The sequence below is a fragment of the Streptomyces sp. NPDC056480 genome, assembly GCF_042795405.1.
GTDB lineage: Bacteria > Actinomycetota > Actinomycetes > Streptomycetales > Streptomycetaceae > Streptomyces.
Genome location: NZ_JBHTSA010000073.1, coordinates 14534 through 41308, shown reverse-complemented (window position 1 = coordinate 41308; position 26775 = coordinate 14534). Strand labels below are relative to the sequence as shown.

21 protein-coding genes are annotated in these 26775 nt (G+C 71.7%); 5 read left to right on the top strand and 16 right to left on the bottom strand.

What is annotated here, in order from left to right; translation table 11 throughout:
- Positions 1-53: 53 nt before the first annotated feature.
- The 10 genes from ACFQ79_RS27290 to uvrC all read right to left on the bottom strand — a co-directional run bounded on the left by ACFQ79_RS27290 (position 54) and on the right by uvrC (position 12221).
- The gene (locus tag ACFQ79_RS27290) at positions 54-389 is read right to left on the bottom strand and encodes an RNA polymerase-binding protein RbpA (protein WP_071891222.1); all 336 of its coding nucleotides are present in this window, start codon (positions 387-389) and stop codon (positions 54-56) included.
- Positions 390-466: 77 nt separating this feature from the next.
- On the bottom strand, positions 467-697 hold the full coding sequence (gene secG / locus ACFQ79_RS27285; protein ID WP_017238647.1) for a preprotein translocase subunit SecG: 231 nt from the start codon (positions 695-697) through the stop codon (positions 467-469).
- A gap of 97 nt (positions 698-794) precedes the next feature.
- On the bottom strand, positions 795-1574 hold the full coding sequence (gene tpiA / locus ACFQ79_RS27280) for a triose-phosphate isomerase (RefSeq protein WP_030322488.1): 780 nt from the start codon (positions 1572-1574) through the stop codon (positions 795-797).
- Positions 1575-1581: 7 nt separating this feature from the next.
- Positions 1582-2793 (bottom strand): phosphoglycerate kinase, encoded by a 1212-nt coding sequence (locus ACFQ79_RS27275; RefSeq protein ID WP_383588231.1) that lies wholly within the window; start codon positions 2791-2793, stop codon positions 1582-1584.
- Positions 2794-2897: 104 nt separating this feature from the next.
- Entirely contained in the window at positions 2898-3908 is a 1011-nt protein-coding gene (gene gap, locus ACFQ79_RS27270) for a type I glyceraldehyde-3-phosphate dehydrogenase (protein ID WP_383588228.1), read from the bottom strand.
- Positions 3909-4126: 218 nt separating this feature from the next.
- Positions 4127-7078, bottom strand: a complete 2952-nt coding sequence (locus ACFQ79_RS27265; protein WP_383588226.1) for a M14 family zinc carboxypeptidase — start codon at positions 7076-7078, stop codon at positions 4127-4129.
- A gap of 163 nt (positions 7079-7241) precedes the next feature.
- On the bottom strand, positions 7242-8231 hold the full coding sequence (gene whiA, locus ACFQ79_RS27260) for a DNA-binding protein WhiA (protein WP_073806627.1): 990 nt from the start codon (positions 8229-8231) through the stop codon (positions 7242-7244).
- Complete coding sequence (gene yvcK / locus ACFQ79_RS27255; protein WP_383588223.1) at positions 8222-9247, bottom strand: uridine diphosphate-N-acetylglucosamine-binding protein YvcK; 1026 nt, start codon at positions 9245-9247, stop codon at positions 8222-8224. Before yvcK ends, whiA begins: the two co-directional genes overlap by 10 nt.
- Positions 9244-10221: an RNase adapter RapZ gene (gene rapZ, locus ACFQ79_RS27250; RefSeq protein ID WP_030322480.1), complete on the bottom strand. Its 978-nt coding sequence runs from the start codon at positions 10219-10221 to the stop codon at positions 9244-9246. The genes yvcK and rapZ overlap by 4 nt, the downstream gene beginning before the upstream one ends.
- On the bottom strand, positions 10218-12221 hold the full coding sequence (gene uvrC / locus ACFQ79_RS27245; protein WP_383588221.1) for an excinuclease ABC subunit UvrC: 2004 nt from the start codon (positions 12219-12221) through the stop codon (positions 10218-10220). Before uvrC ends, rapZ begins: the two co-directional genes overlap by 4 nt.
- Positions 12222-12279: 58 nt before the next feature.
- On the opposite strand from uvrC, the gene ACFQ79_RS27240 reads away from it, so the two are divergent.
- On the top strand, positions 12280-13032 hold the full coding sequence (locus tag ACFQ79_RS27240) for an SDR family NAD(P)-dependent oxidoreductase (RefSeq protein ID WP_383588218.1): 753 nt from the start codon (positions 12280-12282) through the stop codon (positions 13030-13032).
- Between the two features lie 773 nt (positions 13033-13805).
- Here ACFQ79_RS27240 and ACFQ79_RS27235 read toward each other — a convergent pair.
- Both ACFQ79_RS27235 and ACFQ79_RS27230 read right to left on the bottom strand, forming a co-directional pair.
- Positions 13806-14678, bottom strand: a complete 873-nt coding sequence (locus ACFQ79_RS27235; RefSeq protein WP_383588215.1) for a hypothetical protein — start codon at positions 14676-14678, stop codon at positions 13806-13808.
- Between the two features lie 5 nt (positions 14679-14683).
- Positions 14684-15271 carry a papain-like cysteine protease family protein gene (locus ACFQ79_RS27230; protein ID WP_383588212.1) on the bottom strand — a complete coding sequence of 196 codons (588 nt, stop codon included), beginning with the start codon at positions 15269-15271 and terminating at the stop codon, positions 14684-14686.
- Between the two features lie 237 nt (positions 15272-15508).
- Here ACFQ79_RS27230 and ACFQ79_RS27225 point away from each other — a divergent pair, with 237 nt between their 5' ends.
- Complete coding sequence (locus tag ACFQ79_RS27225) at positions 15509-16438, top strand: hypothetical protein (protein WP_383588209.1); 930 nt, start codon at positions 15509-15511, stop codon at positions 16436-16438.
- Between the two features lie 190 nt (positions 16439-16628).
- Here the strand turns inward: ACFQ79_RS27225 and ACFQ79_RS27220 are convergent, their stop codons facing one another.
- Together ACFQ79_RS27220 and uvrA are read right to left on the bottom strand one after the other, a co-directional pair.
- On the bottom strand, positions 16629-17066 hold the full coding sequence (locus ACFQ79_RS27220) for a Rieske (2Fe-2S) protein (protein WP_383588205.1): 438 nt from the start codon (positions 17064-17066) through the stop codon (positions 16629-16631).
- A gap of 135 nt (positions 17067-17201) precedes the next feature.
- Positions 17202-20288 (bottom strand): excinuclease ABC subunit UvrA, encoded by a 3087-nt coding sequence (uvrA, locus tag ACFQ79_RS27215; RefSeq protein ID WP_383588202.1) that lies wholly within the window; start codon positions 20286-20288, stop codon positions 17202-17204.
- 189 nt (positions 20289-20477) lie between these two features.
- Between uvrA and ACFQ79_RS27210 the strand changes: the two genes are divergently transcribed.
- From ACFQ79_RS27210 to ACFQ79_RS27200, 3 genes are all read left to right on the top strand, one after another.
- The gene (locus tag ACFQ79_RS27210; RefSeq protein WP_383588199.1) at positions 20478-21179 is read left to right on the top strand and encodes a maleylpyruvate isomerase family mycothiol-dependent enzyme; all 702 of its coding nucleotides are present in this window, start codon (positions 20478-20480) and stop codon (positions 21177-21179) included.
- Positions 21180-21229: 50 nt separating this feature from the next.
- Positions 21230-21886, top strand: coding sequence for an MBL fold metallo-hydrolase (locus ACFQ79_RS27205; protein WP_383588196.1), 657 nt, complete (start codon positions 21230-21232; stop codon positions 21884-21886).
- Between the two features lie 179 nt (positions 21887-22065).
- The gene (locus ACFQ79_RS27200) at positions 22066-23361 is read left to right on the top strand and encodes an MFS transporter (protein WP_383588237.1); all 1296 of its coding nucleotides are present in this window, start codon (positions 22066-22068) and stop codon (positions 23359-23361) included.
- A 120-nt stretch (positions 23362-23481) separates the two neighbouring features.
- Here ACFQ79_RS27200 and ACFQ79_RS27195 read toward each other — a convergent pair whose 3' ends face one another.
- The gene (locus tag ACFQ79_RS27195) at positions 23482-24498 is read right to left on the bottom strand and encodes a TerC/Alx family metal homeostasis membrane protein (RefSeq protein WP_383588191.1); all 1017 of its coding nucleotides are present in this window, start codon (positions 24496-24498) and stop codon (positions 23482-23484) included.
- Positions 24499-24787: 289 nt separating this feature from the next.
- The gene (locus ACFQ79_RS27190) at positions 24788-26767 is read right to left on the bottom strand and encodes a TerD family protein (protein ID WP_383588189.1); all 1980 of its coding nucleotides are present in this window, start codon (positions 26765-26767) and stop codon (positions 24788-24790) included.
- Positions 26768-26775: the final 8 nt, after the last annotated feature.

Here is a 26775-nt window from a genome sequence, read left to right as displayed (position 1 = left end):
CCCGCGAACCGAGTTCGCGGGCAAGGCCCGTTCGTCACATCGTCACACCGCGCTCAGATCTCACCGCGCAGCTTGGCCAGCGCCTCGGCGAGGATCGCCTCGCCGTCCGCGTCGCTGCGCCGCTCACGCACGTAGGCGAGGTGGGTCTTGTACGGCTCCGTGCGCGGCGGGTCCGGCGGGTTGTCCCGGTCCTGACCTGCCGGGAAGCCGCACCGTGGGCAGTCCCAGGTCTCGGGGATCGCCGCGTCGCTGGCGAAGCTCGGCTGCGTCTCGTGCCCGTTCGAGCACCAGAAGGAGATGCGGGCGCGCGGCGCCGATTCGCCCCGCTCGGCCTCGCCCATCGGCCCCGCCCCGACCCGGCTTCCCCGGATCGCGTTGCCACTTGCCACGGTCGTAACTCCCTGCGTGATGGTGCTCGAAGATGCCCCAGTCTACGTAAGGCCCAACGCGCGTCCAGTGTTCGGAGTTACCCGTCCAACTTCATCAGCAGACCAAGTACCACAATGCAGGCGAACCAGAGCAGACCGACCACGACGGTGATGCGGTCCAGGTTGCGCTCGGCGACCGAGGAGCCACCGACGGAGGACTGCATTCCGCCTCCGAACATGTCGGAGAGGCCGCCACCCTTGCCCTTGTGCATCAGCACGAGCAGCATCAGCAGCCCGCTGAAGACGATGAGGGCGATCGAGAACCCCATAACCACGGCTGGACCAACTTCCTCGGACTTATACGGACGGGGGCCGGGCACCTGCCCGACCCCCGCAAGGGTACGACGTAACTCCGCTACCGCATACTCACTGGTCGCGGAAGCGGACGATCTTGACGAACTCGTCGGCGTCCAGGGCCGCGCCGCCCACCAGGGCGCCGTCGACGTCCGGCTGCGCCATGATCGCGCCGACGTTGCCGGACTTGACCGAGCCGCCGTACTGGATGCGGACCTTGTCGGCCAGTTCCTGCGAGTACAGCTCCGCGAGGCGGCCGCGGATCGCCCCGCAGACCTCCTGGGCGTCGTCGGGGGTGGCGACCTCGCCGGTGCCGATGGCCCACACCGGCTCGTACGCGATCACGATCGTCTCGGCCTGCTCGGCCGGGACGTCCTTCAGGCCGCCGTCGAGCTGGGCGAGGGTGTACTCGACCTGGTTGCCGGCCTTGCGGATGTCCAGGCCCTCGCCGACGCAGAGGATCGGGGTCACGCCGTGCTTGAAGGCGGCCTTCACCTTGGCGTTGCAGACCTCGTCGTTCTCGGCGTGGTACTGCCGGCGCTCGGAGTGGCCGACGGCCACGTAGGCGCACTTCAGCTTGGACAGCATCAGGCCCGAGATCTCACCGGTGTAGGCACCGGAGTCGTGCGCCGAGATGTCCTGGGCGCCGTACTTGATCTTGAGCTTGTCGCCGTCGATCAGGGTCTGCACGGACCGCAGGTCGGTGAAGGGAACCAGGACCGCGACCTCACAGGCGTCGTAGTCCTTGTCGGTCAGGGCGAAGGCGAGCTTCTGGACGTGGGCGATGGCCTCGAGGTGGTTGAGGTTCATCTTCCAGTTCCCCGCCATCAGCGGGGTGCGGGTGCTGCTCATGAAAGGGTCAGTCCTCCAGTGCGGCGAGGCCGGGAAGCGTCTTGCCCTCGAGGTATTCGAGGGAGGCGCCGCCGCCGGTCGAAATGTGGCCGAATGCCTTCTCGTCGAAGCCCAGGATGCGGACGGCGGCGGCGGAGTCGCCACCACCGACGACCGTGAAGGCCGGGGAGTCGACGAGCGCCTGGGCGACGGCCTTGGTGCCCTCGGCGTAGTCGGGGTGCTCGAAGACGCCCATCGGACCGTTCCAGAAAACGGTGCCGGCGTCGGCGAGCTTCGAGGCGTAGAGCTTACGGGTCTCCGGACCGATGTCCAGGCCCTCCTCGTCCGCCGGGATGGCGTCCGCGGCGACCGTGGTCGGGTTGGCCGGAGCCTTGGTCTTCAGGTCCGGGAACTCGGCCGAGACCAGGACGTCGACGGGGAGGACGAACTCCACCCCGCGCTCCTTGGCACGCTTCAGGTAGTCCAGGACCGCCGGGATCTGGTCCTCCTGGAGCAGCGAGATGCCGACCTCGTGGCCCTGGGCCTTGAGGAAGGTGTACGCCATGCCGCCGCCGATGAGGATGCGGTCGGCCTTCTCCAGGAGGTGGTCGATCACGCCGAGCTTGTCGGAGACCTTGGCACCGCCGAGGGCGACCACGTACGGCCGCCGGACGTCGTCCGTGAGCTTCTTCAGGACGCCGACCTCGGTGGCGATGAGGTAGCCCGCGGCGTGCGGCAGGCGCGCCGGGAGGTCGAAGACCGAGGCGTGCTTGCGGTGCACGGCGCCGAAGCCGTCGCCGACGTAGACGTCGGCGAGGGCGGCGAGCCGGTCCGCGAACGCGCCGCGCTCGGCGTCGTCCTTGGAGGTCTCGCCGGCGTTGAACCGCAGGTTCTCGATCACGGCGACCTGGCCGTCGGAGAGGCCCGCGACGGTGGCGGTGGCGGACTCGCCGACCGTGTCCGTCGCGAAGGCCACCTCGGCGCCGAGGAGCTCGCCGAGCCGCGCGGCGGCCGGGGCGAGCGAGAACGCCGGGTCCGGGGCGCCCTTCGGGCGGCCCAGGTGCGAGGCGACCACGACGCGGGCACCCGCGTCGGCGAGCGCCTTGACCGTGGGCACGACGGCGCGGATGCGGCCGTCGTCGGTGATGGTGGTGCCGTCGAGCGGCACGTTGAGATCGGCGCGGACGAACACCCGCTTGCCGGAGACGCCTTCGGCGAGAAGCTCGTCGATCGTCTTCATCTGTCACAGACTCCTTGGTACGCGGTGGAGCACACAAACAGGGCTCGCACAGCGCGGCGTTGCGCTGCCCGAGCCCTGCTCACATCGAAAGCCCGCCCTGAAGTTTAGAGCTGGCCGCCGACGAAGACGGTGAGGTCGACGAGACGGTTGGAGTAGCCCCACTCGTTGTCGTACCAGCCGAGGATCTTGACCGTGTTGCCTTCCTGGACCATGGTCAGGGAGGCGTCGAACGTGCAGGACGCCGGGTCGCTGACGATGTCCGAGGAGACGATCGGGTCCTCGGTGTAGACCAGGAAGCCCTTGAGGTCGCCGTCGTCGGCGGCCTTCTTGAACGCGGCGTTGACCTCGTCCTTGGTGACCTCGCGGTCGAGCGTCACGACCAGGTCGGTCGCGGAACCGGTCGGGACCGGGACGCGCATGGCGATGCCGTCCAGCTTGCCCTTGAGCTGCGGGAGGACCAGGGCGGTGGCCTTGGCGGCGCCCGTCGTGGTCGGGATGATGTTCTCCGCGGCGGCGCGGGCGCGGCGCAGGTCCTTGTGCGGGAAGTCCAGGATGCGCTGGTCGTTCGTGTACGCGTGGACCGTGGTCATCAGGCCCTTGACGATGCCGAAGTTCTCGTCGAGAACCTTCGCCATCGGCGCGACACAGTTGGTGGTGCAGGACGCGTTCGAGATGACGTTGTGCTGCGCCGGGTCGTACTTGTCCTGGTTGACGCCCATCACGATGGTGATGTCCTCGTCGGTGGCCGGAGCCGAGATGAGGACCTTCTTGGCGCCGCCGGCGATGTGCTTCTCGGCGTCGGCCTTCTTGGTGAAGATGCCGGTCGACTCGATGACGATGTCGACGCCCAGCTCGCCCCAGGGGATGTCGGCGGGGTTGCGCTCGGAGAGCACCTTGATGGTGCGGCCGTCGACGGTGATGGTGTCGGCGGTGTGGGTCACCTCGGCCTTGAGGCGGCCCAGGATGGTGTCGTACTTCAGCAGGTGTGCCGTGGTCGCGGTGTCACCCAGGTCGTTGACAGCCACGATCTCGATGTCGGCACCCTGCTCAAGGAGCGCGCGGAAGTAGTTCCGGCCGATGCGGCCAAAGCCGTTGATGCCTACGCGGATCGTCACGAACCGATCTCCTCGTTAGGTACGCCGGTGTGCTCGACGCCGGCGAGATTTTTGTTTTTTGGGATGTCCCCGACCGCTTACGACCCTACCCCCACAGGACCCCCCTAGTGACATCCAGCGCAGCCGTACGAGCCCGGAAAGTGAGGGAGAACGGCCGACGGCCCGTACCTACCAACGGGTACGGGCCGCCGTGGGACCTTTGTCCCCACTACTCTCCGTCAGCGGCGGAGCACCCCGAGGGCGCGGCCGACGAGACGGGCCCGCTCGCTCGCGCCGGGCACCTGCTCAAGGCCGTAGCCGAGGAGGACGGTGTCCCGGGTGGTGACCGCGGCCTGCGACTGGAAGAGCGCCGCGGAGCGTGCCCAGTCGGAGCCGTTGCCGGGGCTGCCGGCGGGCGCGCCCGGCACGGTCCACGCGCCGAGCGTGGTCTCGAAGCCCTCCGCCTCGGTGGTGGTCCCGGTGACGAGGCGGGTGTCGTCGACGAAGGCGCCCATCTCTCCCGTACCGGGGTCGGAGATGTAGGAGATCGAGAGCTCGACCTTCCTGCCGGCCCAGGCGCTCAGGTCGACGGAGGCCTGCCGCCAGCCGTTGGAGGGGCCGGTGAAGGCGTTCCAGGAGCCGGTGGTGCCGGTGGTGGCGCAGCCGTCCTCGCCGACGGTGAGGTAGTGGGCGAGGAAGGGGTGGCCCCGGACGTAGTAGCCCTCGCCGCAGTCGGCGGGAGCCTCGGTGGAGGTGCCGCCGCCCAGGTCGGGCAGGGTCGTCCAGTCGTCCTGGCCGACGGTGTGGGCCTCGACGACGAGGTTGTCGTAGCCGGGCTCGGTGTCGTAGCTGACCTGGAAGTCCAGGCGCGGCGCCTCCGCGGCGGGGACGCCGGTGAGGTCGACGGTCCTGCTGAGCCGGGCCCAGGTGTCGTCGGCGTGCTTGACGGCCGCGAAGGTCGCGCCCTCGGCGGGCTCGAAGGGCATCCGGATGCCCGGGTAGGAGCCGGCGGAGGCGCTGCTCGCGAACTGCGGGAACTCCTTCGGCTTCAGGGTGTCCGAGGTGACGGTGTACGCGCCCGCGTTGTCCAGCGGGTTGTCGGCGGAGGCTCCGAGGCCCGCACCGATGCCCTTGAAGGCGCCGCTGCCGGCGAAGGCGGGCGGGTTCTTGAGGCCGGCCCGGTGGTAGGCGCCGAGGTAGTACTGGGCGAAGTCGTTGGTCTCGGCCAGGCCGACCTGGGTGAGTCCGCCGGACTTCTCACCGGTGTTGATCAGCTTGCCGCCCTCGTTGAGGTAGGCGCGGACGGCGAGCTGGGTGGCTCCGGAGGGCCGCTCGGCGCCGGTGTACCAGACGATGGTACGGAAGTGGGAGAGCACGCCGAGCGCGTCAGGGGTGCCCTGGGTGGCGACGTCCCAGACGGCGGCCTTCCGGCCGTTGTCGGCGAGCGCCTTCACATACGTGCCGGTGTGCCGGGCGGCGGTGGTGCCGCCCTCGTCGGCGAGGACCAGGACGTCGCCGCGGGGCCGCTCGGCCACCTTGTAGGTGAAGGGGGCGGAGGCGGTGGCCCGGCCCTCCCGGGTGCGGGCGGTGAACCAGACCTCGACGGAGTCGCCGGGCCGGGCGTCCTCCACCTCGGCGCGGTACTCGTCGAAGTAGACGTTGTCCTCGCCGCCGTAGGTCTCGCCGCCCTTCCAGGCGTCGAGCTCCTCGCTGTGGGTGCGGCCGCCGTTGATCCGGTACTTCAGGGTCTTGCCGCGCAGCGACTTGCGCGCGGTGACCGCGACCTCCTGCTCCTCGCCGCGGGCGTAGGAGGTGGCGAAGGTCTTCGGCGTGAAGTCCGGGGCGTCGATGCCGACCGGGGAGACCGGCCGGTCCGGGTGGGCGGCGGTCTCGGCGACGGCGAGCGCGAAGGGGATGTTCTTGGCGAACTCGGCCTGGATCAGCTTCTCGTCGTCGGGGAAGGTGAAGACGGAGGCGCAGTCGGCCGCGTTCCAGGCGTCGTCGGGATCGACCCGGGAAGCGGTCGCACAGGTCGACATCTCGGGGGTGAACATCTGCATGCCGTTGACGTTGGCGGCGTGCCCGTCCGCCTCGCCGTTGGTGATGTACAGCTCCGAGGAGACCTGCGGCCGGTAGCCGGGCACGGCGGAGTTCTGCGGGGTGCCTGCGAGGGCCTTGAGGGCCACGTCGTCAGGGGTGTCGGTGGCGACCTGCCAGCCCACGCCGTACAGCAGGAGCTGGGCGGCCGAGTGGTAGTTGATGCCGTACGTGAAGCCGATGCGCTTCTGGAAGGCGTCGACGGCCCTGGTCTCGGGCTCCGACATGGGGCCCTTGCCGCGGAAGGTCTCGTCGGCCGGGTCGGGCGAGGAACCCTCGTTGTCGTAACCCCACTTGTAGGCGAAGTTGCGGTTCAGGTCGACGCCGTCACCGGGGGTGGTCCGGCCGTCGCCGTCGTTGTCGCGGAGGTTCTTGCGCCACTGCCGGTTGGCGGGGTCGGCGTGCGTGTAGTCGTAACCGTCCGGGTTGGCGGAGAGCACGAACCACAGCTCGGTCGAGTCGACGATCCGGGTGATCCGCTGGTCCTTGCCGTACCCGTCGAGATAGTGGTGCATCAGCCGCCGGGTCATCTCCGGCGTGATCCACTCGCGCGCGTGCTGGTTGGACATGTACAGCGTGGCGGGCTTGGAGCCGTCCTTGACCCGCGGGGCGCCCTTGCTGACCTTGAGGGCGAGGATGTCCTGGCCCCTGACGGTCTTGCCGATGGAGACGACCTTGGTGATCCCGGGGTTCGCCCGGGCGGTGTCCAGGATCTCCTGCTTGAGGCCGTTCGGGCCTCCGTACGGGCGGAAGACCCCGTCCCCCGCGGCGGCCACCCGCTTCTCGGCGGAGGTGGTGAGGCTGTGCTCGGCGAGCTCGACGCCCTGGCCCCGCAGCTGCCCGGCCTGCCGGCCGGTGAGGAAGAGCTCGACCGTCGCGGAACCCTTGGCGGGCACCCGCTCGGTCAGCTCGTGGGCGTCGGCGCCGGCTTCCAGGAGCAGCGGAACCTGCTCCTTGGTGACCTCGGCCCGCCACACGGAGAGGCCGTCACCGCCGTCCCGGTCGTTCGGCTGCGCTCCGGCGACGGGTGCCGCCGCCACGCCCGCGATCAGCAGTGAAGCCGCGGCGAGGATCGATCTCGCTCTGCGTCTCATGAGCCCCCCTTGCTGTTGTCTGTCACGAAGGTGAACAGACGCCAGGCTCATGGGCGCCCATGGGCCTGTCAAGGGTGCCTCGCGGGTGGACGAGAAAGCTGCCGGCGCCTCAGAAAGGCACCGGCAGCCCGGAGTTCGGAATTCCGTACGACGGGGGATCCGGTCAGCCGACCAGGCTGTCGTCCAGCTCCTCGGTCAGGTTGGACTCGGTCCCGGGAATGCCCAGGTCCTGCGCCCGCTTGTCGGCCATCGCGAGCAGCCGGCGGATCCGGCCGGCCACCGCGTCCTTCGTCAGCGGCGGGTCGGCGAGCGCGCCCAGCTCCTCCAGGGAGGCCTGCTTGTGCTCCATGCGGAGCCGGCCGGCCGCCGCCAGGTGCTCGGGCACCTCCTCGCCGAGGATCTCCAGCGCACGCTGCACCCGGGCCCCCGCGGCCACCGCCGCGCGGGCCGAGCGGCGCAGGTTGGCGTCGTCGAAGTTGGCCAGACGGTTGGCGGTGGCGCGCACCTCGCGCCGCATCCGCCGCTCCTCCCAGGCGAGCACCGACTCGTGCGCGCCCAGCCGGGTCAGCAGGGCGCCGATCGCGTCGCCGTCGCGGACGACGACCCGGTCCACTCCCCGTACCTCACGGGCCTTCGCCCCGATGGAGAGCCGGCGCGCCGCGCCGACCAGGGCGAGCGCCGCCTCCGGACCCGGGCAGGTCACCTCCAGGGAGGAGGACCGGCCGGGCTCCGTCAGCGAACCGTGCGCGAGGAACGCGCCCCGCCAGGCCGCCTCCGCGTCGCAGGTCGCCCCGGAGACCACCTGCGGGGGGAGGCCCCGGATGGGGCGGCCCCGGCCGTCCACGAGACCCGTCTGCCGGGCCAGCTGGTCGCCACCGGCCACCACCCGCACCACGAAGCGCGAGCCGCGCCGCAGCCCGCCGGGGGCCATCACGATCAGTTCCGAGCTGTGCCCGAAGATCTCCAGGATGTCCCGCTTGAGCCGGCGCGCCGCCATCGCGGTGTCCAGCTCCGCCTCGATCACGATGCGGCCGCTCACCAGGTGCAGCCCGCCCGCGAACCGCAGGATCGACGAGACCTCTGCCTTCCTGCAGCAGGTCCGGGTGACGGGAAGCCGGGAGATCTCGTCCTTCACCGCTGCCGTCATCGCCATGGGCCGATCCTTCCATGCATCCGAAAAATACGGTCGTACGCGGCGGCCAACAGCTCCGGGTCATGCTTCGCGGAGCCGTCGGGCCCGGCCACCGGCGCCAGCTCGACCGCGGCACCGAGCCGCTTGGCGGCATCGGCGAGGGACTCGCGGTCGGGCACGGCGGCCTCGTCGGCCAGCACCACGTCCAGGGCGAGTTTAGGGGCGTGTCGTCCCAAAACCTCCAAATGACGCTGCGGGGAGAAGCCCTCGGTTTCTCCGGGCTGCGGCGCGAGGTTCAGCGAGAGCACCTTCCGGGCCTTCGTCTCGGCCAGCGCGTCGAGCAGCTCGGGCACGAGCAGGTGCGGGATCACCGAGGAGAACCACGAGCCGGGACCGAGCACCACCCAGTCCGCGTCCAGGACCGCCTCGACCGCCTCCGGCACCGCCGGCGGGTCGTTCGGCACGAGGTGCACGGACTGCACGTCACCCGGCGTGAGCGCCACCGTCGCCTGACCGCGCACGGTGTCCACGTCGTCCGGACGCTCCGGGTCATGGCCCTTGACCAGGGCCTGGAGTTCCAGGGGCACGGCGGACATGGGCAGCACCCGGCCCTGGGCGCCGAGCAGTCGGCCCACCAGGTCGAGCGCCTGCACGGGGTCGCCGAGCTGCTCCCAGAGGGCGACGATCAGCAGATTGCCGACGGCGTGGCCGTTGATCTCGCCCTTGGACTGGAAGCGGTGCTGGATGACCCGGGCCCAGGTCTGACCCCAGTCGTCGTCGCCGCAGAGCGCGGCGAGCGCCTTGCGGAGGTCGCCCGGGGGCAGCACGCCCAGCTCCTCCCGGAGCCGGCCGCTGGAACCCCCGTCGTCGGCGACGGTGACGACGGCGGTGAGGTCGCCGGTGATCCGGCGGAGGGCGGCGAGGGACGCGGAGAGGCCCATCCCGCCGCCCAGCGCGACCACCTTCGGCTGGGCGCCGCGCCTGCGGAGCGTACGCCGCACCGAGAGGGTGGAGGCACGTCGACGGTACGGCTTCACTCGCGCCCCATGTCCCGGTGCACGACGACGGTCTCGACCCCTTCGGCGGCGATGCGCGCGGCGAGCCGCTCGGCCGTGGCCACGGAGCGGTGCTTGCCGCCCGTGCAGCCCACGGCGATGGTCACGTACCGCTTGCCCTCGCGGCGGTAGCCCGCGGCGATCAGCTGGAGGAGCTCGGTGTAGCGGTCGAGGAACTCCTTGGCGCCCGGCTGGTTGTAGACGTAGTTCGACACCTCCTCGTTGAGGCCGGTGAAGGGGCGCAGCTCGGGGACCCAGTGCGGGTTCGGCAGGAAGCGCATGTCGACGACGAGGTCGGCGTCGACCGGGAGGCCGTACTTGAACCCGAAGGACATGACGGTGGCCCGCAGCTCGGGCTCCTCGTCGCCGGCGAACTGGGCGTCCATCTTGGCCCGCAGCTCGTGGACGTTCAGGCTGGAGGTGTCGATCACCAGGTCGGCGTCGCCGCGCAGCTCGCGCAGCAGGTCGCGCTCGGCCGCGATGCCGTCGGTGATCCGGCCGTCGCCCTGGAGCGGGTGCGGCCTGCGGACCGACTCGAAGCGCCGGACCAGGGCGTCGTCGGACGACTCCAGGAAGACGATCCGGCGGGTGACCTGCTTGGCGTCCAGGTCGGCGAGGGACTCCCTGAGGTTGTCGAAGAACTGCCGGCCGCGGACGTCCACGACGACGGCGATCCGGGCGACATTGCCCTGGGAGCGGGCGCCGAGCTCCACCATGGTGGGGATCAGCGCGGGCGGCAGGTTGTCCACGACGAACCAGCCGAGGTCCTCCAGACACTTCGCCGCGGTGGACCGGCCGGCTCCGGACATGCCGGAGATGATCACCAGCTCGGGAATGGCCGCCTCGGCGCCGTTGTCGCCGGGGGTCTCCTTCGTGCCCGTACTCACGTGTCCTGCTCCGTCTTCTCGGTCGTGCTGGTCTTGCGGTTCGTTCCGGTCCTGCTCGTGCGCGGTCATGCCGTGCCGCCCCCGTCGTCTTCCATGATCTCTCCTGTCGCCGTGTTCACGGCAGGTGCGGCCGGGGCCGCCTGTGCGAGGGCCACGACGACCGCCTCCGCGGTCTTCCGGCCCATGCCGGGGACCTCGCAGATCTGCTCGATTGTCGCCTGCCGGAGCCGCTTCACCGAGCCGAAATGCTTGATCAACGCCTGTTTCCGGGTCTCGCCGAGGCCGGGCACCGCGTCGAGAGGGCTGGTCCGGATACGTTTTCCGCGCTTCGACCGCTGGTAGCGGATGGCGAAGTCGTGAGCCGTGTCACGTACCCGCTGGAGGAGATACAGGCCCTCGCTCGAACGGGGCAGCACCACCGGGTCGTCGTCGCCGGGCAGCCACACCTCCTCCAGGCGCTTGGCGAGCCCGCACACCGCGATGTCGGAGATCCCGAGCTCGTCGAGGGCACGGCGGGCCGCCGCGACCTGCGGCTGCCCGCCGTCGACCACGACGAGCTGCGGGGGATAGGCGAACCGCTTCGGCCGCCCGGCCTCGTCCGGGTCCTCGACGACCCCCTCGGGGTCCCACTCCCCCGTCTTCTCCTTCTCCATGAGATAGCGCCGGAAGCGGCGGCTGATCACCTCGTGCATGGACCGGACGTCGTCCTGCCCCTCGCCGTGCCAGACCTGCGTGTCGCCGACACGGCCCTTGATCTGGAAGCGGCGGTACTCGCTCTTGCGGGGCAGCCCGTCCTCGAACACCACCATCGAGGCCACCACGTCCTCGCCCTGGAGGTGCGAGATGTCGAAGCACTCGATCCGCAGCGGCGCCGAGTCCAGGTCCAGGGCCTCGGCGATCTCCTCCAGGGCACGGGAGCGGGTGGTCAGGTCGCTGGCGCGCTTCGTCTTGTGCAGCACGAGCGCCTGCTGGGCGTTGCGCGCGACGGTCTCCATCAGGTCCTTCTTGTCGCCGCGCTGCGGGATCCGCAGCGAGACGTTGGACCCGCGCCGGCCGGACAGCCAGGCGGTGACGGCCCCCGCGTCCTCGGGCAGCGCCGGGACCAGGACCTCCTTGGGCACCGTGTCCCCGGTCTCCTCGCCGTACAGCTGCTGGATCGCGTGCTCGACGAGACCGGCCGTGTCGACGGCCTCGACCTTGTCGGTGACCCAGCCGCGCTGGCCGCGGACACGTCCGCCGCGCACGTGGAAGATCTGCACGGCGGCCTCCAGCTCGTCCTCCGCGAGTGCGATCAGGTCGGCGTCGGTGGCGTCGGCGAGCACGACCGCGCTCTTCTCCATGGCCCGGCGCAGCGCCTCTATGTCGTCGCGGAGCCGCGCGGCCTTCTCGTACTCCATGTCCTCGGCCGCGAGCATCATCTGCTTCTCGAGACGGCGGATGTACGTACCCGTACGGCCGGCCATGAAGTCGCTGAACTCCTCGGCCAGTTCACGGTGCTCCTCCGGGGTGACCCGGCCGACGCAGGGCGCCGAGCACTTGCCGATGTACCCGAGGAGACAGGGCCGCCCGGCCGACGCGGCGTTGCGGAAGACACCCGCGGAGCACGTGCGCACCGGGAAGACCCGCAGCATCAGGTCGACGGTCTCGCGGATCGCCCACGCGTGCGCGTACGGCCCGAAGTAGCGCACGCCCTTCTTCTTGTGGCCGCGCAGGACCTGGACGCGCGGGAACTCCTCGTTCATCGTCACGGCGAGGTACGGGTAGCTCTTGTCGTCCCGGTACTTCACGTTGAACCGGGGGTCGTACTCCTTGATCCAGGAGTACTCCAGCTGAAGCGCCTCGACCTCGGTCGACACGACCGTCCACTCCACGGACGCCGCGGTGGTCACCATGGTGGCCGTCCGCGGGTGCAGGCTGGTGATCGGCTGGAAGTAGTTGGCCAGCCGCTGCCGGAGGGACTTCGCCTTCCCCACGTAGATCACCCGACGGTGCTCGTCGCGGAACTTGTAGACCCCCGGGGAGTCGGGGATCTGACCCGGCTTGGGGCGGTAGCTGGAGGGGTCTGCCATGCTCCCCACCCTACTGGCGGGCACCGACACTCCGGCCTCGCGCGCTCGTTGGCGAAGCATGGCGAATCAGGTGGCGGGACGGCTGGCGGACCGGGTGTGCGTGATCACGGGCGCGGCGAGCGGAATCGGGCGGGCGACGGCGGAACGGTTCCTCCGGGAGGGCGCGCGGGTGATCGCCGCCGACCTCGACGGGGACCGGCTGGCGACGCTGGAGGGGGTGGTCCCGGTGACCGGGGACGTGTCCCGGGAGGAGGACGCCCGGCGCATGATCACCACGGCGGTGGACCGCTTCGGACGGCTGGACGTCCTGGTGGCGAACGCCGGGGTGATCCCGCTGCTCTCCGTCACGGAGGCGGAGGGCTCCGACTTCGACCGGGTGATGGCGGTGGACGGCCGGGGCATGTTCCTGACCTGCAAGTACGCGATCGAGGCGATGCTCGTCACGGGCGGCGGGGCCATCGTCTGCACCTCGTCGATCTCAGGCGTGGCAGGACAGGCCCGGCAGGCGGTCTACGGCCCGGCGAAGTTCGTCGCCACCGGCCTGACCAAGCACCTGGCGGTGGAGTGGGCGGAACACGGGATCCGGGTGAACGCGGTGGCCCCGGGCACGATCGAGACGGAACGGGTGGCGGCGGCACGGGTGGAACCGGGCGGGCCGGAGTACCTGGCGGAGGTGGAGCGGGGCCATCCGATGGGGCGCTTCGGGACGCCGGAGGAGGTGGCGTCGGCGATCGTCTTCCTGGCGTCGGAGGAGGCGTCCTTCATCACGGGCGCGGTCCTCCCGGTCGACGGCGGCTACTTGGCCCGCTGACCGGGGGGCCCGAACCCGCGCAGGCCGCGGCACCCTCACCGCCCCGGTACGGGCCGGTCCCCCACCCCGGTGCGGGCCGGGCCCCCACCACCCCGGTACGGGCCGCGCCCCCACCACCCCGGTGCGGGCCGCGCCCGCAGGCCACCCCCGCGCGGGCCGCGCCCACACCACCTTGTGCGGGCCGCGCCCCCACGCCACCCCCGCGCGGGCCACGCCCACGCCCGCCCCCGCGCGGGCCGCGCCCGCACGCCACCCCTGTGCGGGCCGCGCCCGCACCCGTACCCGCCCCTGTGCGGGCTGCGCCCGCGCCCGCGCCGCCTCCACCCACCCACCCCCGTGTGGGCAATCGTCCCGCTGGGGCGGGACGGGTGGGCACACGGGACGGCGCGCTCGGCGGCGCCTCCGCCCCTTGTGCCTGAACCCCGCACCCCAGGCACGGTGCACAAGGGGTGCGGGTCAGGGCGCGGGAGCCTAGGCCCGGCAAAGGGCGCCGTTCCGTTGTGCCCACCCGTTCCGCCCCAGCGGAACAGATGCCCACAACGCGGGGGGGGCGACGGCGGGAGCCCGGGCGGGTGCGGTCCGGCGGGGCGGAGGCCCACAACGGGGCCGACGGGCGGGCACCCGCCCAGCGGGGTGGAGACCCGGGGTGGGCAGGTGGGCACCCGCCCAGCGGTGGGGAGGCCCGCGTGGGCAGGTGGGCACCGGCCCAGCGGTGGGGAGGCCCGCGTGGGCACCGGTTCGGCGAGGCCGGTGCCCACCGCGGGCAAGGTGGGTCAGGGCTCCTGGACCGCGGCCCGGCGGCGCCGAATCGCCGCCACCGAGATCAGCAGCAGCGCCAGCCCCGCACCCACCCCCGCCGCAGCCGACGCCACCGTCACCGCCGGCCCGCCCGCCGGCCCGCCCCCCGGCCCATCCCCCGACGCGACCACCGGCACAGCGCCCGGCACCGCGCCCGGCACTGCGTCCGGCGCGGCAGCCCGCACAGCGCCCGGCACCGCGCCCGGCGCAGCCGCCCGCGGTGTGCCGTAACCCCCCGCCGTGCCCTTCTTCGCGTACGCCGAGCCGGGCAGTTTGTCCCCGTACGCCCGGACAACCCGCTCCCGGTACGCCGCCAGGCTCGTCCCGTTCCGCCCGACCGCCCGCACCGCGTCCTCGTCCAGCGGCAGCACCTTCGCCCCCTTCTGGACGTACCAGGCGTCGATCTGCGGCTCGCGGAACACCAGGCCGCCGGCGCCGAGCTCCGCGTACCGGATCTCGTCGTCGCCGGTGGCGATGTTGACGACCTGCCAGCCGCCCGCCCGCTCGACGGTCCACAGCGAGGCCTTCTGGCCGTCCGAGGACACGGCTCGGCTGGCCCGGAACTCGACCCGGGCGACGGGTGCCCCCGGCTTTCCGGCGACGAAGTCCGGGGAGAGGATCCGTACCGGCACCGATCCGCCCTCGACGCGCGGCGCGGCGGCCGAGCGGGCGACGGCGCCGTCCCGGGCGAAGAACCGGGACAGGGTGTCCAGGGTCCCCGGCGCGGAGGCGGCCTGTTCGGGGGTGGGCGCGGGCGGCAGGGCCTCGGCGGCGCCGGCCGGGAGCGCGCCGAGCAGGACGAGCGCGGCGGCGGTGAGGAGCCCCGTACCCGTGGCACGTGCGTTCATCGTCGTCACGCCCCTATCCGGTAGAGCGAGTGGGTCCAGGAGAAGGAGTTGTTGTCGACGTACCAGGCGTGGGAGGCCCAGTTGTAACGGTCGCTGGAGGGCCAGGGATCGCCCCAGTAGACCCAGCTGTTGGCGTCGTCGTAGCCGTAGATCACGTGCATGTGGCCGCCGCCGCTGGACCACTGGATGCGGGTCTCGACGGGCCGGTCGGCGTTGATCTCGGTCTGGACGGTGGAGTAGCGCAGCCAGCCGGTCACGTAGGAGCCGGGGTTGACGCCGGCCCAGCTGAGGCCGGTCTGGACGTTGCCGAGGGTGGCCTGGTTGTTGGGGCAGTCGTAGCCCTGCTGGCGGTTGAAGGCGGCGTTGCAGAACTGGTTCTGGCTGTAGTTGCGGCCGAACCAGGTGGCGATGGTGTTGCCGCCGGCCGCCCAGCACCAGTTGGTCTTCTGCTGGGCCTGCATGGTGATGTTCAGCCGCTTGGAGCCGAGGGCGGCGACGTCCTCGCCGGCGGGTGCGGCGGACGCCGAGGTGGTGGGGACGAGAAAGAGGGCGGCTGCGGCAAGTGCCGCGAGGTTCAGCTTTCTTCTGCGCATCGCGTTCCTCCCTGGAGCGGGGGGTGTGGGGAGTGGGGAGTGGAGGAGCGCGTCCGGACGCTGGTCAGGAGCATCTGCCGTTGTCCGGATCCGGTCAACACGCTTCAATGCGGGGTGACATCGGACTGTGAACGGTGTGACCCGGGTGTGAACGGACGCCCTCGGCCCACCTGCCCGCCCACCCCACGCGGCGCCACGCTCCGCTCCCCCACCGTGAACGTTCACTGAGGAGTCCTCGTGAGCCACACCGAGGCCGATCTGGCGCAGCTCCTGCACACCGGCCCCTTCCATCTGGCGCTGCGCACCGCGCTGGCCGTGCGCGGGCTGCCGCTCCAGCGGGTCCAGCACCATCTCGCGCACCGGGGCGTCAAGGTCGGGGTGACGAGTCTGAGCTACTGGCAGCAGGGCGCCCGCCGCCCTCAGCGGCCGGAGTCGCTGAAGGCGGTCCGGGCGCTGGAGGAGGTCCTCCAGCTGCCGGGGAACTCGCTGCTCCGGCTGCTCACGGACGACGCGTCCGCGCGGTCGGAGGTGGAGCGCCCGGCGGCCCGTTCGTACCGCTCGCTCGTGGAGGCGTCCGGCTCCGTCGAGGAGCTCCTCGCGGGCCTCGAGTCGCCGACGGACGGCGGGCTGCACACGGTGGGGCACCACGAGCGGGTGCGGGTCGGGGCCGGGCGTGAGCTGGTCGGGCGCGACTCGCAGCAGGTCGTACGGGCGCACCGGGACGGCGTCGACCGCTATCTGGCCATCCACCACGGGGACCAGGGCTGCGACCCGTCACGGGTCGGGGTGCGGGCGGCGGAGAACTGCCGCACGGGGCGGGTGCGGTGGGACGCGGAGACGGGGGTGCTGGTCGCGGAGCTGCTCTTCGACACGCGGCTGCGCGCCGGGGACACGTACCTCTTCTCGTACGGCTTCGAGGACGGTACGGGGGGACCGAGCGGGGAGTACGTGCGCGGGTTCAGCTTCGCGGGCGGGCAGTACGTACTGCAGGTGCGCTTCGACGAGGCGGCGCTTCCGGTGCGGTGCCGGCGGTTCGCGCAGGCCTCGGCGGGCGCGCCGCGCGGTGGCCGTGCGGAGCTGACCGTGAGCGGCCGGCACCGCACGGTGCACGTCGTGGAGCAGGGGGTTCGCCCGGGGATCCTGGGGATCGACTGGGACTGGACCTGAGGCGGCCGGAACCCGGCCCGCTCAGACCCTGAGCACGCGGGCGCTGCCTGCGCGGTTCAGGCCCCGGGCACGCGGCCGCGGCCTCCGGTCCAGACCCTGAGCACCCGGGCGCAGCCTCCGCGGTTCAGGCCCTGAGCACGCGGCCGCAGCGTCCGGTCCAGACTCTGAGCACGCGGCCGCGGCCTCCGGTTCAGGCCTTCGGCGCGGACTCCGGGCCCGCGACCAGCTTGCCGTTCTCGACGCGGACCGGGACGGCGGGGAGCGGGACGGTGGCCGGGCCCTTGAGCGCCTTGCCGGTCGTCACGTCGAAGCGGCTGCCGTGGCAGGGGCAGTTGCCCTCGTTGTTCTCGATCTTGTCGAGGACGCAGCCGGCGTGGGTGCACTGGGCGCTGAACGCCTTGTACTCGCCCTTGGCCGGGCAGCTCACCACGACCTTCTGCTCGCGGTAGAGCTTGGCTCCGCCGACGGGGATCTCGTCCGGGGCGCCGAGGGCGACCGGGGCGGTCGGGGTCGGGACTCCGGCGTGGCCGAGCTTGGATTCGGTGGAGCAGGCGGCGACTCCCAGCCCGGCGGCACCGGCGAGTGCGGCGCCCTTCAGTACGGTGCGGCGGCTGGACTGGCCGGACATGGGCGCTCCACGGTGGATCGGGGCAAGGCGTGACCGAACCGACGATACCGGCGGGGCTCCCGGCGCCGACGGCCGGGCCCGGGGTCCGTCCTGAGACGGAGCAGGGCCCCCGAGGAGGGGGCCCTGCCGGGAACGTCAGGCCTTGCGGGCCCGCGTCGTCGCCTTCTTCGCGGCGGCCTTGGTGGCGGTCGCCTTCGTGGCGGTCGCCTTCGTGGCCGTCTTCTTGGCGGCGGTCCTGGTCGCGGCCGCCGTCTTGGTCGCGGCCGCCGTCTTCGTCGCCGCGGCCTTCTTGGCGGGGGCCTTGGCCGGAGCCTTCTTCGCCGCCGTCTTCCTGGTCCCCCGGGCCGCCGGGACGGTCACCCCGGCGTCGCTGACCCGGTCCGCGCCGAGGATCTCGCGGAGGAACTTGCCGGTGTGGCTCGCCGGAACCGAGGCGACCTCCTCCGGCGTGCCCTCGGCGACGACGAGGCCGCCGCCGCTGCCGCCCTCGGGACCCATGTCGATGAGCCAGTCCGCGGTCTTGATGACATCGAGGTTGTGCTCGATGACGATCACCGAGTTGCCCTTGTCGACCAGCCCGGACAGGACCTTGATCAGCTTCGAGATGTCCTCGAAGTGCAGACCGGTGGTCGGCTCGTCCAGGACGTAGACCGTGCGGCCGGTGGAGCGCTTCTGGAGCTCGGAGGCGAGCTTCACGCGCTGCGCCTCGCCGCCCGAGAGCGTCGGCGCGGACTGGCCGAGCCGGACGTACCCGAGGCCGACCTCGTTGAGCGTGCGCAGGTGGCGCGCGATGGTCGGGACGGCCTCGAAGAAGTCCAGGGCCTCCTCGATCGGCATGTTCAGGACTTCGGCGATGGACTTGCCCTTGTAGTGGACCTCCAGGGTCTCCCGGTTGTACCGGTCGCCGTGGCAGACCTCGCACGGGACGTAGACGTCCGGGAGGAAGTTCATCTCGATCTTGATCGTGCCGTCGCCGGAGCAGTTCTCGCAGCGGCCGCCCTTGACGTTGAAGGAGAACCGGCCGGGCAGGTAGCCCCGGACCTTGGCCTCCATCGTCTCGGCGAAGAGCTTGCGGACGTGGTCGAAGACGCCGGTGTACGTCGCCGGGTTCGACCGCGGGGTGCGGCCGATCGGGGACTGGTCGACGTGCACGACCTTGTCGACGAGGTCGTCGCCGTCCACGCGCGTGTGCCGGCCGGGCACCGACTTGGCGCCGTTCAGCTCGCGCGCGAGGTGGGTGTAGAGGATGTCGTTGACCAGGGTCGACTTGCCGGAGCCGGAGACGCCGGTGACGGCGGTGAGAACGCCCAGCGGGAAGGAGACGTCGATGTCCTGCAGGTTGTTCTCGCGGGCCCCGTGCACGGTGAGCCGGCGGCCGGGGTCGACCGGGCGGCGGATGTCCGGGGTGGGGATCTCCCGGCGGCCGGACAGGTACTGCCCGGTCATCGACTCCTCGTTGCCGAGGAGCTCCTTCAAGGTGCCGGAGTGGACGACCTTGCCGCCGTGCTCACCGGCGCCGGGGCCGATGTCCACGATCCAGTCGGCGACCTTGATGGTGTCCTCGTCGTGCTCGACGACGATGAGCGTGTTGCCCATGTCCCGGAGCCGTACGAGGGTCTCGATGAGCCGGTGGTTGTCGCGCTGGTGGAGGCCGATGGACGGTTCGTCGAGCACGTACAGCACGCCGACCAGGCCGGAGCCGATCTGGGTGGCGAGCCGGATGCGCTGGGCCTCGCCGCCGGAGAGGGTGCCCGCGGCGCGGTTGAGCGAGAGGTAGTCGAGGCCGACGTCGACGAGGAAGCGCAGCCGCTCGTTGACCTCCTTGAGGACCCGCTCGGCGATCTTCTTGTCCCGGGCGTTCAGCGTGAGGCGGGAGAGGAACTCGGCGCAGTCGCTGATCGACATCGCGGACACCTCGGCGATGGACTTCTCCATGACCGTGACCGCGAGGACGATCGGCTTGAGGCGGGTGCCCTCACAGGTGGGGCACGGCACCTCGCGCATGTAGCCCTCGAAGCGCTCGCGGCTGGAGTCGCTCTCGGCCTCGGTGTGGCGCCGCTTGACGAAGGAGACGGCGCCTTCGAAGGCCGGCGTCGTGTACGCCCGCTCCCTGCCGTACCGGTTGCGGTAGCGCACCTCGACCTGGGTCTTGTGGCCGTACATCAGGGCCTTCTTGGCGCGCTGCGGCAGTCCCGCGTACGGCAGGTCCGTGCGGAAGCCGAGGGCCTGCGACAGACCGCCGATGAGCCGGCCGAAGTACTCCTTGGTGTGGCCGTGCGACCAGGGGTGGATCGCGCCCTCGTCGAGGGACTTGTCCTCGTCGGGGACGATCAGCTCCGGATCGACCTCCATGCGGGTGCCGATGCCGGTGCAGTCGGGGCAGGCGCCGAACGGAGAGTTGAAGGAGAAGGAGCGGGGCTCCAGCTCCTCGAAGGACAGGTCGTCGTACGGGCAGTAGAGGTGCTCCGAGTACATCCGCTCGCGCTCGGGGTCGTCCTCGGCGAGGTCGACGAAGTCGAGCACGACCATGCCGCCGGAGAGTCCGAGCGCGGTCTCGACGGAGTCGGTGAGCCGGCGCTTGGCGCTGTCCTTCACGGTGAGGCGGTCGACGACCACCTCGATCGTGTGCTTCTCCTGCTTCTTCAGCGTCGGCGGTTCGCTCAGCTGTACGGTCACGCCGTCGACGCGGGCGCGGCTGTAGCCCTTGGTCTGGAGGTCGGCGAACAGGTCGACGAACTCGCCCTTGCGCTCGCGCACGAGCGGGGAGAGCACCTGGAAGCGGCTGCCCTCGGGAAGCTCGAGGACCTTGTCGACGATGGCCTGCGGCGACTGGCGAGAGATCGGCCGGTGGCACTCGGGACAGTGCGGCTTGCCGATGCGGGCGAAGAGCAGGCGGAGGTAGTCGTAGACCTCGGTGATGGTGCCGACCGTCGAGCGCGGGTTGCGCGAGGTCGACTTCTGGTCGATGGAGACCGCGGGCGACAGACCTTCGATGAAGTCGACGTCCGGCTTGTCCATCTGGCCGAGGAACTGCCGGGCGTACGAGGAGAGCGACTCGACGTAGCGGCGCTGCCCCTCGGCGAAGATCGTGTCGAACGCGAGGGAGGACTTGCCCGATCCCGAGAGCCCGGTGAAGACGATCAGGGAGTCACGCGGGAGGTCGAGCGAGACGTTCTTGAGGTTGTGCTCACGAGCGCCACGAACGATGAGACGGTCGGTCACGCCGGTCCGCACCTTTCTTGAGAGAGCGGAGGCACAGAGAGTGCGGGTCGCAGAGATGTCTGGAAGTGCCTGAGTACCCAACAACCAAGGATGCCGGATGCTTCCGTCGAGCCTATAGCACGTACATTCGATTTCCGGCCTCGATCGCACCGCTTCACCCGATCGAGTGGCGGCGCTAGGGTCGGCGCCATGATCGACCATGTGCGTGACCTGGCCTCTGTACGCGAAGCGACCGAGCGACTCCTCGCCGCAGCCTCCTCCCTGGACAACGCGGCGCTGGCCGAGCCGTCACGGCTTCCCGGCTGGACCCGTGGCCATGTTCTGGCCCACATCGCCCGCAACGCCGACGCCCTGGTGAACGTCCTCCGGGGCCGGCCCATGTACGAGGACGCCGCGACCCGCGACGCCGACATCGAGCGCGACGCCCCGCGCCCGCTGGACGTCCATGTCGCCGACCTGCGCGAGAGCGCCGAGCGCTTCCAGGCCGTGGGCGCCGAGCCCGCCGACTGGGCGCGGACCGTGGAACTCCGCAACGGCGTCACGGACGCGGCCGCCCGCATCCCCTTCCGCCGCTGGGTCGAGGTCGACCTCCACCATGTCGACCTGGGGATCGGCTACGACCTCGAGGACCTTCCCGAGGAGTTCGTCCTGCGGGAGATCGCCTTCCTCGCGGACCGCTGGTCCGGCCGCCCCGACGTCCCGCCGGTGACCCTCCGCGTCGGGTACGAGGAGAACGGCCCCGGCTGGACGACCGGCGGCACCGACGGCGCCCCCGTCGTCCTGGGCGGCCCCGCCGTGGAGCTGCTCGGCTGGCTCTCCGGCCGCGACCTCAAGGGCGCCCATCTCGCCGTCCTCGAGGGCGACCGCCTTCCGGAGCTCCCGCCGTTGTAGTCCCGGCGGGAGGGACCCCGCCCGCCGGTGCCCGGCGATAGTCTGAGCGCATGACGTACAGCGGAGTGGTGAAGGTCGGCGGGGCGGCGGACGTGCACGAGCTGACGGACCTGATGATCTCGAAGGTCGCGGTCGGCCCGATGGACAACAACGCGTATCTGCTGCGCTGCCGGGCCACCGGCGAACAGCTGCTGATCGACGCGGCCAACGACGCGGACACCCTCCTCACGCTGATCGGTGACGACGGCATCGGGTCCGTCGTCACCACCCACCGGCACGGGGACCACTGGCAGGCACTCGCCGACGTGGTCGCCGCGACCGGCGCGGTGACGTACGCCGGCGCGTACGACGCCGAGGGCATCCCGGTGGCGACCGACGTGCCCGTCGAGGACGGCGACACGATCCGGGTGGGGCGGGTCGAGCTGACCGCGCGCCGCCTGGTCGGGCACACCCCTGGCTCGATCGCCCTCGTCTACGACGACCCCCACGGCCACCCGCACGTCTTCACCGGCGACTGCCTCTTCCCCGGCGGGGTGGGCAACACCTGGAAGGACCCGGAGGCCTTCGCGAGCCTGATCCACGACGTGGAGACCAAGCTCTTCGCGGTCCTCCCGGACGAGTCCTGGATCTACCCGGGCCACGGCAAGGACACCACGCTCGGTGACGAGCGGCCCTCGCTCACCGTGTGGCGCGAGCGCGGCTGGTAGCCCCTCGGGGAAGCCCTCGGAGGCGGAGAGCGCGCGGCTGAGCAGCCACGCGCTTCCGCACGCCCCCGTAACCCGGATGGCGGCGGGGTAGTTGGCGCGACATGAGCCTCAGTAACGCTCCGTCGCCACCCGCTCCCCCGGTTCCACCCGTCCCGCCCACCACGCCCACCACGCCCTCGATGGGCAGGCTCGCCGCCGCCTCGCTCGTCGGCACCGCCATCGAGTTCTTCGACTTCTTCGTCTACGGGACCGCCGCCGCCCTCGTCCTGGGGCCGCTCTTCTTCCCGACCTTCTCCCCGCTCGCCGGGACGCTGGCCGCCTTCGGCACCTTCGCCGTCGGCTTCGTGTCCCGGCCGCTCGGCTCGGTCCTCTTCGGCCACGTCGGCGACCGGTACGGACGGCGGCCGGTCCTCTTCGCCTCGCTGCTCCTGACCGGCTGCGCCACGGTCGCGGTGGGCTGCGTCCCCACGTACGGGACGATCGGCATCACGGCACCCGTGCTGCTGCTCGTGCTCCGCTTCCTCCAGGGCCTGGGCCTCGGCGGCGAGTGGGGCGGGGCCGTCCTGCTCACAGCCGAGCACGCCCCCGAGAACCGGCGCGCGCTCTGGTCGAGCTTCCCGCAGATCGGCCCGTCGATCGGCTTCCTCCTGGCGAACGGGGTGATGCTGGCGCTCTCGGCCGGCCTGAGCGACGCGGAGTTCCGCTCCTGGGGCTGGCGGGTGCCCTTCTGGGCCGCGGGCCTGCTCGCGGCGGTCGGGCTGCTGCTGCGCTCCTCGCTCGCGGAGACCCCGCAGTTCGAGAAGCTGTCCGCGGCCGGGCAGACCGCGGGCGCCCCGCTGGCCGAGGTCGCCCGTGACCACTGGCGGCTCGTACTGCTGACCGCCGGGGCGCTCGCGGTCGGGTACGCCACCTTCTACGCGGTCTCCACCTGGGCGCTGGCCTACGGCACCGAGCAGCTCGGAGTGAGCAGCACGGTGATGCTGACCTGTGTCATGGCGGCGGTCGCGATCAAGGGCGCGACCACGCCGTTCGTCGCGATCCTCGCCGACCGCTGGGGCCGCCGACCGCTGTGTCTGGCGGGGTGCGCGGCCTCCGCGCTGTGGATGTTCCCGATGGTGGCCCTGCTGCACACCGCGCGCCCGTTCCTGATGTTCCTGGGCTTCCTGGGCGCGCTGCTCGCCTTCATCACCATGTTCGCGGTGGTGGCCGCGTACCTCCCGGAGCTGTACGAGCCCCGCGTCCGGTGCACCGGCGCCGCCGTCGGCTACAACCTCGCGGGCGTCCTGGGCGGCGCGCTCACCCCGATCGTCGCCACCGCCCTCTCCGACGGGGGCTCGGGTCCGCCCTGGGGCGTCGCGGCCTATCTGACGGTGGTCGCCCTCGTCAGCCTCGGCTGTTTCGCGCTCCTGCCGGAGACGCTGCCGGCCAAGGCCGGGGCCGAGCGGCGGGCGGATCCCGAGCCGGCCTCGGTCTGAGGACGGGGAGCCGTCTCTCCGAGGGCGGAGAGCCTGCGCCCCGAGACGGAGGGACGGCGACGGCCGGCCGGGGAGTCCCCGGCCGGCCGTCGTCCGTCCGCATGCCGTGTGTCGTGCGCGTCAGGCGCCGATGCTGTCCTTCTCGGCGTCGTCGATGCCGTCGGCATCGGTCACGCCCTCGGCCGCGGCTCGCTCCGACTGCCTCTTCGAGGCGATCAGGCTGGTGATCGTGGTGATGACCAGGACACCGCCGATGAAGGCGAGCGAGAACGGGATGCTGATCTCCGGGACGTGCACCCCGGACTCGTGCAGGGCGTGCAGCACGAGCTTGACGCCGATGAAGCCGAGGATCACCGACAGGCCGTAGCTGAGGTGGACCAGCTTCTTGAGCAGGCCGCCGATCAGGAAGTACAGCTGTCGCAGACCCATGAGGGCGAAGGCGTTGGCGGTGAAGACGATGTACGGGTCCTGGGTGAGGCCGAAGATCGCCGGGATGGAGTCGAGGGCGAAGAGGATGTCGGTGGTGCCGATGGCCAGCATGACGACCATCAGCGGGGTCATGATCCGCTTGCCGTTGTTCCGGATGAACAGCTTGGTGCCGTGGTAGCGGTCGGCGACGCCGAACCTCTTCTCGGCCATCTTGAGGAGACGGTTCTCCTCCCAGTCCTCCTCGTCCTCGTCCGCGCGCGCCTCCTGGATGAGCTTCCAGGCGGTGTAGATCAGGAACGCGCCGAAGATGTAGAAGACCCAGGAGAAGCTCGCGATGATCGCGGCGCCCGCGGCGATGAAGATCGTGCGGAGCACCAGGGCGATCACCACACCCACGAGCAGCACGCGCTGCTGGAGGTGCGAGGGGACCGCGAACTTCGCCATGATCAGGACGAAGACGAAGAGATTGTCGACACTGAGCGACTTCTCGGTGATGTAGCCGGCGAAGAACTCTCCGGACGCCTGGCTGTTGCCGAAGAACAGCAGGCCGAGACCGAAGAGTGCGGCCAGCACGACCCAGACGATCGTCCAGATTCCGGCTTCCTTGACCGACACGTCATGGGGCTTGCGCCCGATGAAGAAGTCGGCAGCGATCAGGGCAGCGAGACCGAGAATGGTCACTACCCACAGGGTTGTTGAAACGTCCACTGCGCCTCCGGCGTCGTACGGCTACTGATCAGCGTCGTCGCTGCCGGAGGTCTCTTCCACCCGGGCGACGGACGGTCGCCACCGGGCCGACGCCCCGGGATCGGATCATGGATGATCCGTCCGTATTGACGGGTACGCCGCGCATGGGGAGTACTCCCCTCCGCATGAAGAAGAGTACCCGAAAACCCAAGAGAAGGTAAAGGGAAGGGTAAAGGGCCTCCAAGAGCCCAGGTCAGAGCTGTCGGTCCGTCAGGGCAGTCGGGGCGCTGTCAGGGCCGTCAGGGCGCTGTCAGGGCCGCTCTCCATGGCGGGCCGCCGCCACTTGGCCGAGGACCTGACGGAGCACCGCGCTGCCCGGCGGGAGCATCGGCGGCTCGTACGACCAGGCGTGGCCGACCCACGGATCGGCGAGGTGGTCGTCGGGAACGGGGGTGAGCCGGAGCAGCGAGCGCCACAGCGGGTCGAGCAGCGGCCCGTACGCGGACGCGTCCTCCCGGTCCGCCACCATCAGCAGATGGACGCCGACCGACGGGCCCTCGTCGGCGAGGTACCGGAGGCGGGTGACCGCCCGGTCGTCGAAGCCGTGCGGGAAGTCGTGCACCAGCAGCAGCTGCCGGGAGGCGTCCAGACCGGGCGGCAGGGCGTCGGACGCTCCCGCCCGCACCGCCATCTGCAGCAGGTCGACCCGCTCGGTCAGCTGCTCCAGGACCGCGGAGACCCCCGCCGCGCCCCGGGCCGGCGGGGCCGCGAGGACGCCCGTCTCCACGAGGGGCGCGAGCGCGGCGGTGCCCGCACCGGCCGGGTCGACGACATGGACGGTGAACGCGCCCGCCGGGTGTGCCGCGAGCAGCCGTGCCGCGTGCGCGACCGCGCAGTCCAGGGCGAGCCGCCGCAGTTCGACCTCGTCGAGGAGACCGGCGGCCTCGGAGTGTCCCCGGCCGCTGTCCACCCAGAGCCCCCGCTCCAGCGGCAGCCGGACGAGCATGGGGATCCGCAGGTCGGTCCGCTCGGGGAGGTGGAGGTCGCCGAGACGGACGGCCATCGGTTCCTCGGCCGGGGCGCGGTAGGCCTGCCAGACGGGGTTGTCCCAGCGGGCGAAGGCGACGGGCAGGGCGGGCTCGACGACCCGGGACTCGGCCACGAGCTGGGCGAGGTCCCGGTCCAGGACCTCCTGCGCCCGTGCCACCAGCTCGTCGTGCCGGGCGCGGGCGGCGGCCCGTGCGGCGTCGTTGGCGCCGTCGGCGCGGGCACGGTAGTCGGAGAGCGTCTGGTCGAGCTCCCGGTCGAGCCGGTTCTCGGCGAACTCGCAGGCGCTGCGGTAGGCGGCGGCGGTCCGGGCCAGGTCCTCGAACATGCCCCACACCTGGTTGTACAGGCGCTCGTCCATGGACCAGCCCGACGCGTCGCCGGCGACCGGCGTGGGCGGCCCCTGACGGGGCTCCGACTCGGGTACGGGCGCGGGACCGGGTGCCGGGGCGGCCTGGCGACGGGGGTGGGCGTAGTTCACCGGACCGCCGTTCGGCACCGGGGTGGGCGTGTCCGTGCCGGTGCCCGACGGCGGGGTCGGCGGTTGGCTCGCCGGACCGGACTGAGCGGTCGGACCGGTCGAGCCCGCCGGAGCGGTCGGACCGGTCGGGGTCGGGTCCGTCACCGGTGCCGTGTGCCGTACGCGCTCCGCCTCGGCGGCGTGCGGTGCGGGAGCGGCGACCGGGGCCGGCCCCGGCGCGACGGTCTCCAGGATCGTCGCGGCCAGGTCGGCGGGGCGCTCCAGACCCTGGTCGCCGAGGAGGTCGGCGAGCCCGCCCTCGTACCCCTGGCCCATGGCGCGGACCTTCCAGGCGCCCTGGCGGCGGTACAGCTCCAGGGCGACGACGGCGGACTCGCTGTCGAGTCCGGTGATCGTGAAGGTGGCGATCTCGGCGCCGTCGGGGCCTGCGACGGCGACGAACGGGGCGGCGACCGATCCGAAGCGGGCGGCTCCGCCGGCGCGCGGTCCGGGCAGCGCGAGGAGCACCGAGACCCGGTGGACGGCGCCGGGGACGGCCTCCAGGTCCACCGAGAGGCGATGGTCGGCGGCGGCCTGTCCGGGGACGTCGACCCCGGGCAGGGAGGGCGCTCCGGGGTGGGCGATCCACTCCACGCCGGGGACCCTGCCCTGCTCGTCGCCGAGGGTGGCGCCGGCGAGGACAGGGTGACCGGCCGACACCCGGATCTCCAGTCGGGTGTCGGGCAGGGGGTGGTTCTGCCCCCGGACCAGCTCGGCCGTCATCGACTCTG

Coding starts and splice junctions, on each gene's coding strand:
- secG (WP_017238647.1), bottom strand. CDS start 697: ATGGGGTTCTCGATCGCCCTCATCGTCTTCAGCGGGCTGCTGATGCTG.
- tpiA (WP_030322488.1), bottom strand. CDS start 1,574: ATGAGCAGCACCCGCACCCCGCTGATGGCGGGGAACTGGAAGATGAAC.
- ACFQ79_RS27275 (WP_383588231.1), bottom strand. CDS start 2,793: ATGAAGACGATCGACGAGCTTCTCGCCGAAGGCGTCTCCGGCAAGCGG.
- ACFQ79_RS27265 (WP_383588226.1), bottom strand. CDS start 7,078: ATGAGACGCAGAGCGAGATCGATCCTCGCCGCGGCTTCACTGCTGATC.
- whiA (WP_073806627.1), bottom strand. CDS start 8,231: ATGGCGATGACGGCAGCGGTGAAGGACGAGATCTCCCGGCTTCCCGTC.
- rapZ (WP_030322480.1), bottom strand. CDS start 10,221: ATGACCGCGCACGAGCAGGACCGGAACGAACCGCAAGACCAGCACGAC.
- uvrC (WP_383588221.1), bottom strand. CDS start 12,221: ATGGCAGACCCCTCCAGCTACCGCCCCAAGCCGGGTCAGATCCCCGAC.
- ACFQ79_RS27240 (WP_383588218.1), top strand. CDS start 12,280: ATGGCGAATCAGGTGGCGGGACGGCTGGCGGACCGGGTGTGCGTGATC.
- ACFQ79_RS27235 (WP_383588215.1), bottom strand. CDS start 14,678: ATGAACGCACGTGCCACGGGTACGGGGCTCCTCACCGCCGCCGCGCTC.
- ACFQ79_RS27230 (WP_383588212.1), bottom strand. CDS start 15,271: ATGCGCAGAAGAAAGCTGAACCTCGCGGCACTTGCCGCAGCCGCCCTC.
- ACFQ79_RS27220 (WP_383588205.1), bottom strand. CDS start 17,066: ATGTCCGGCCAGTCCAGCCGCCGCACCGTACTGAAGGGCGCCGCACTC.
- ACFQ79_RS27210 (WP_383588199.1), top strand. CDS start 20,478: ATGATCGACCATGTGCGTGACCTGGCCTCTGTACGCGAAGCGACCGAG.
- ACFQ79_RS27205 (WP_383588196.1), top strand. CDS start 21,230: ATGACGTACAGCGGAGTGGTGAAGGTCGGCGGGGCGGCGGACGTGCAC.
- ACFQ79_RS27200 (WP_383588237.1), top strand. CDS start 22,066: ATGGGCAGGCTCGCCGCCGCCTCGCTCGTCGGCACCGCCATCGAGTTC.
- ACFQ79_RS27190 (WP_383588189.1), bottom strand. CDS start 26,767: ATGACGGCCGAGCTGGTCCGGGGGCAGAACCACCCCCTGCCCGACACC.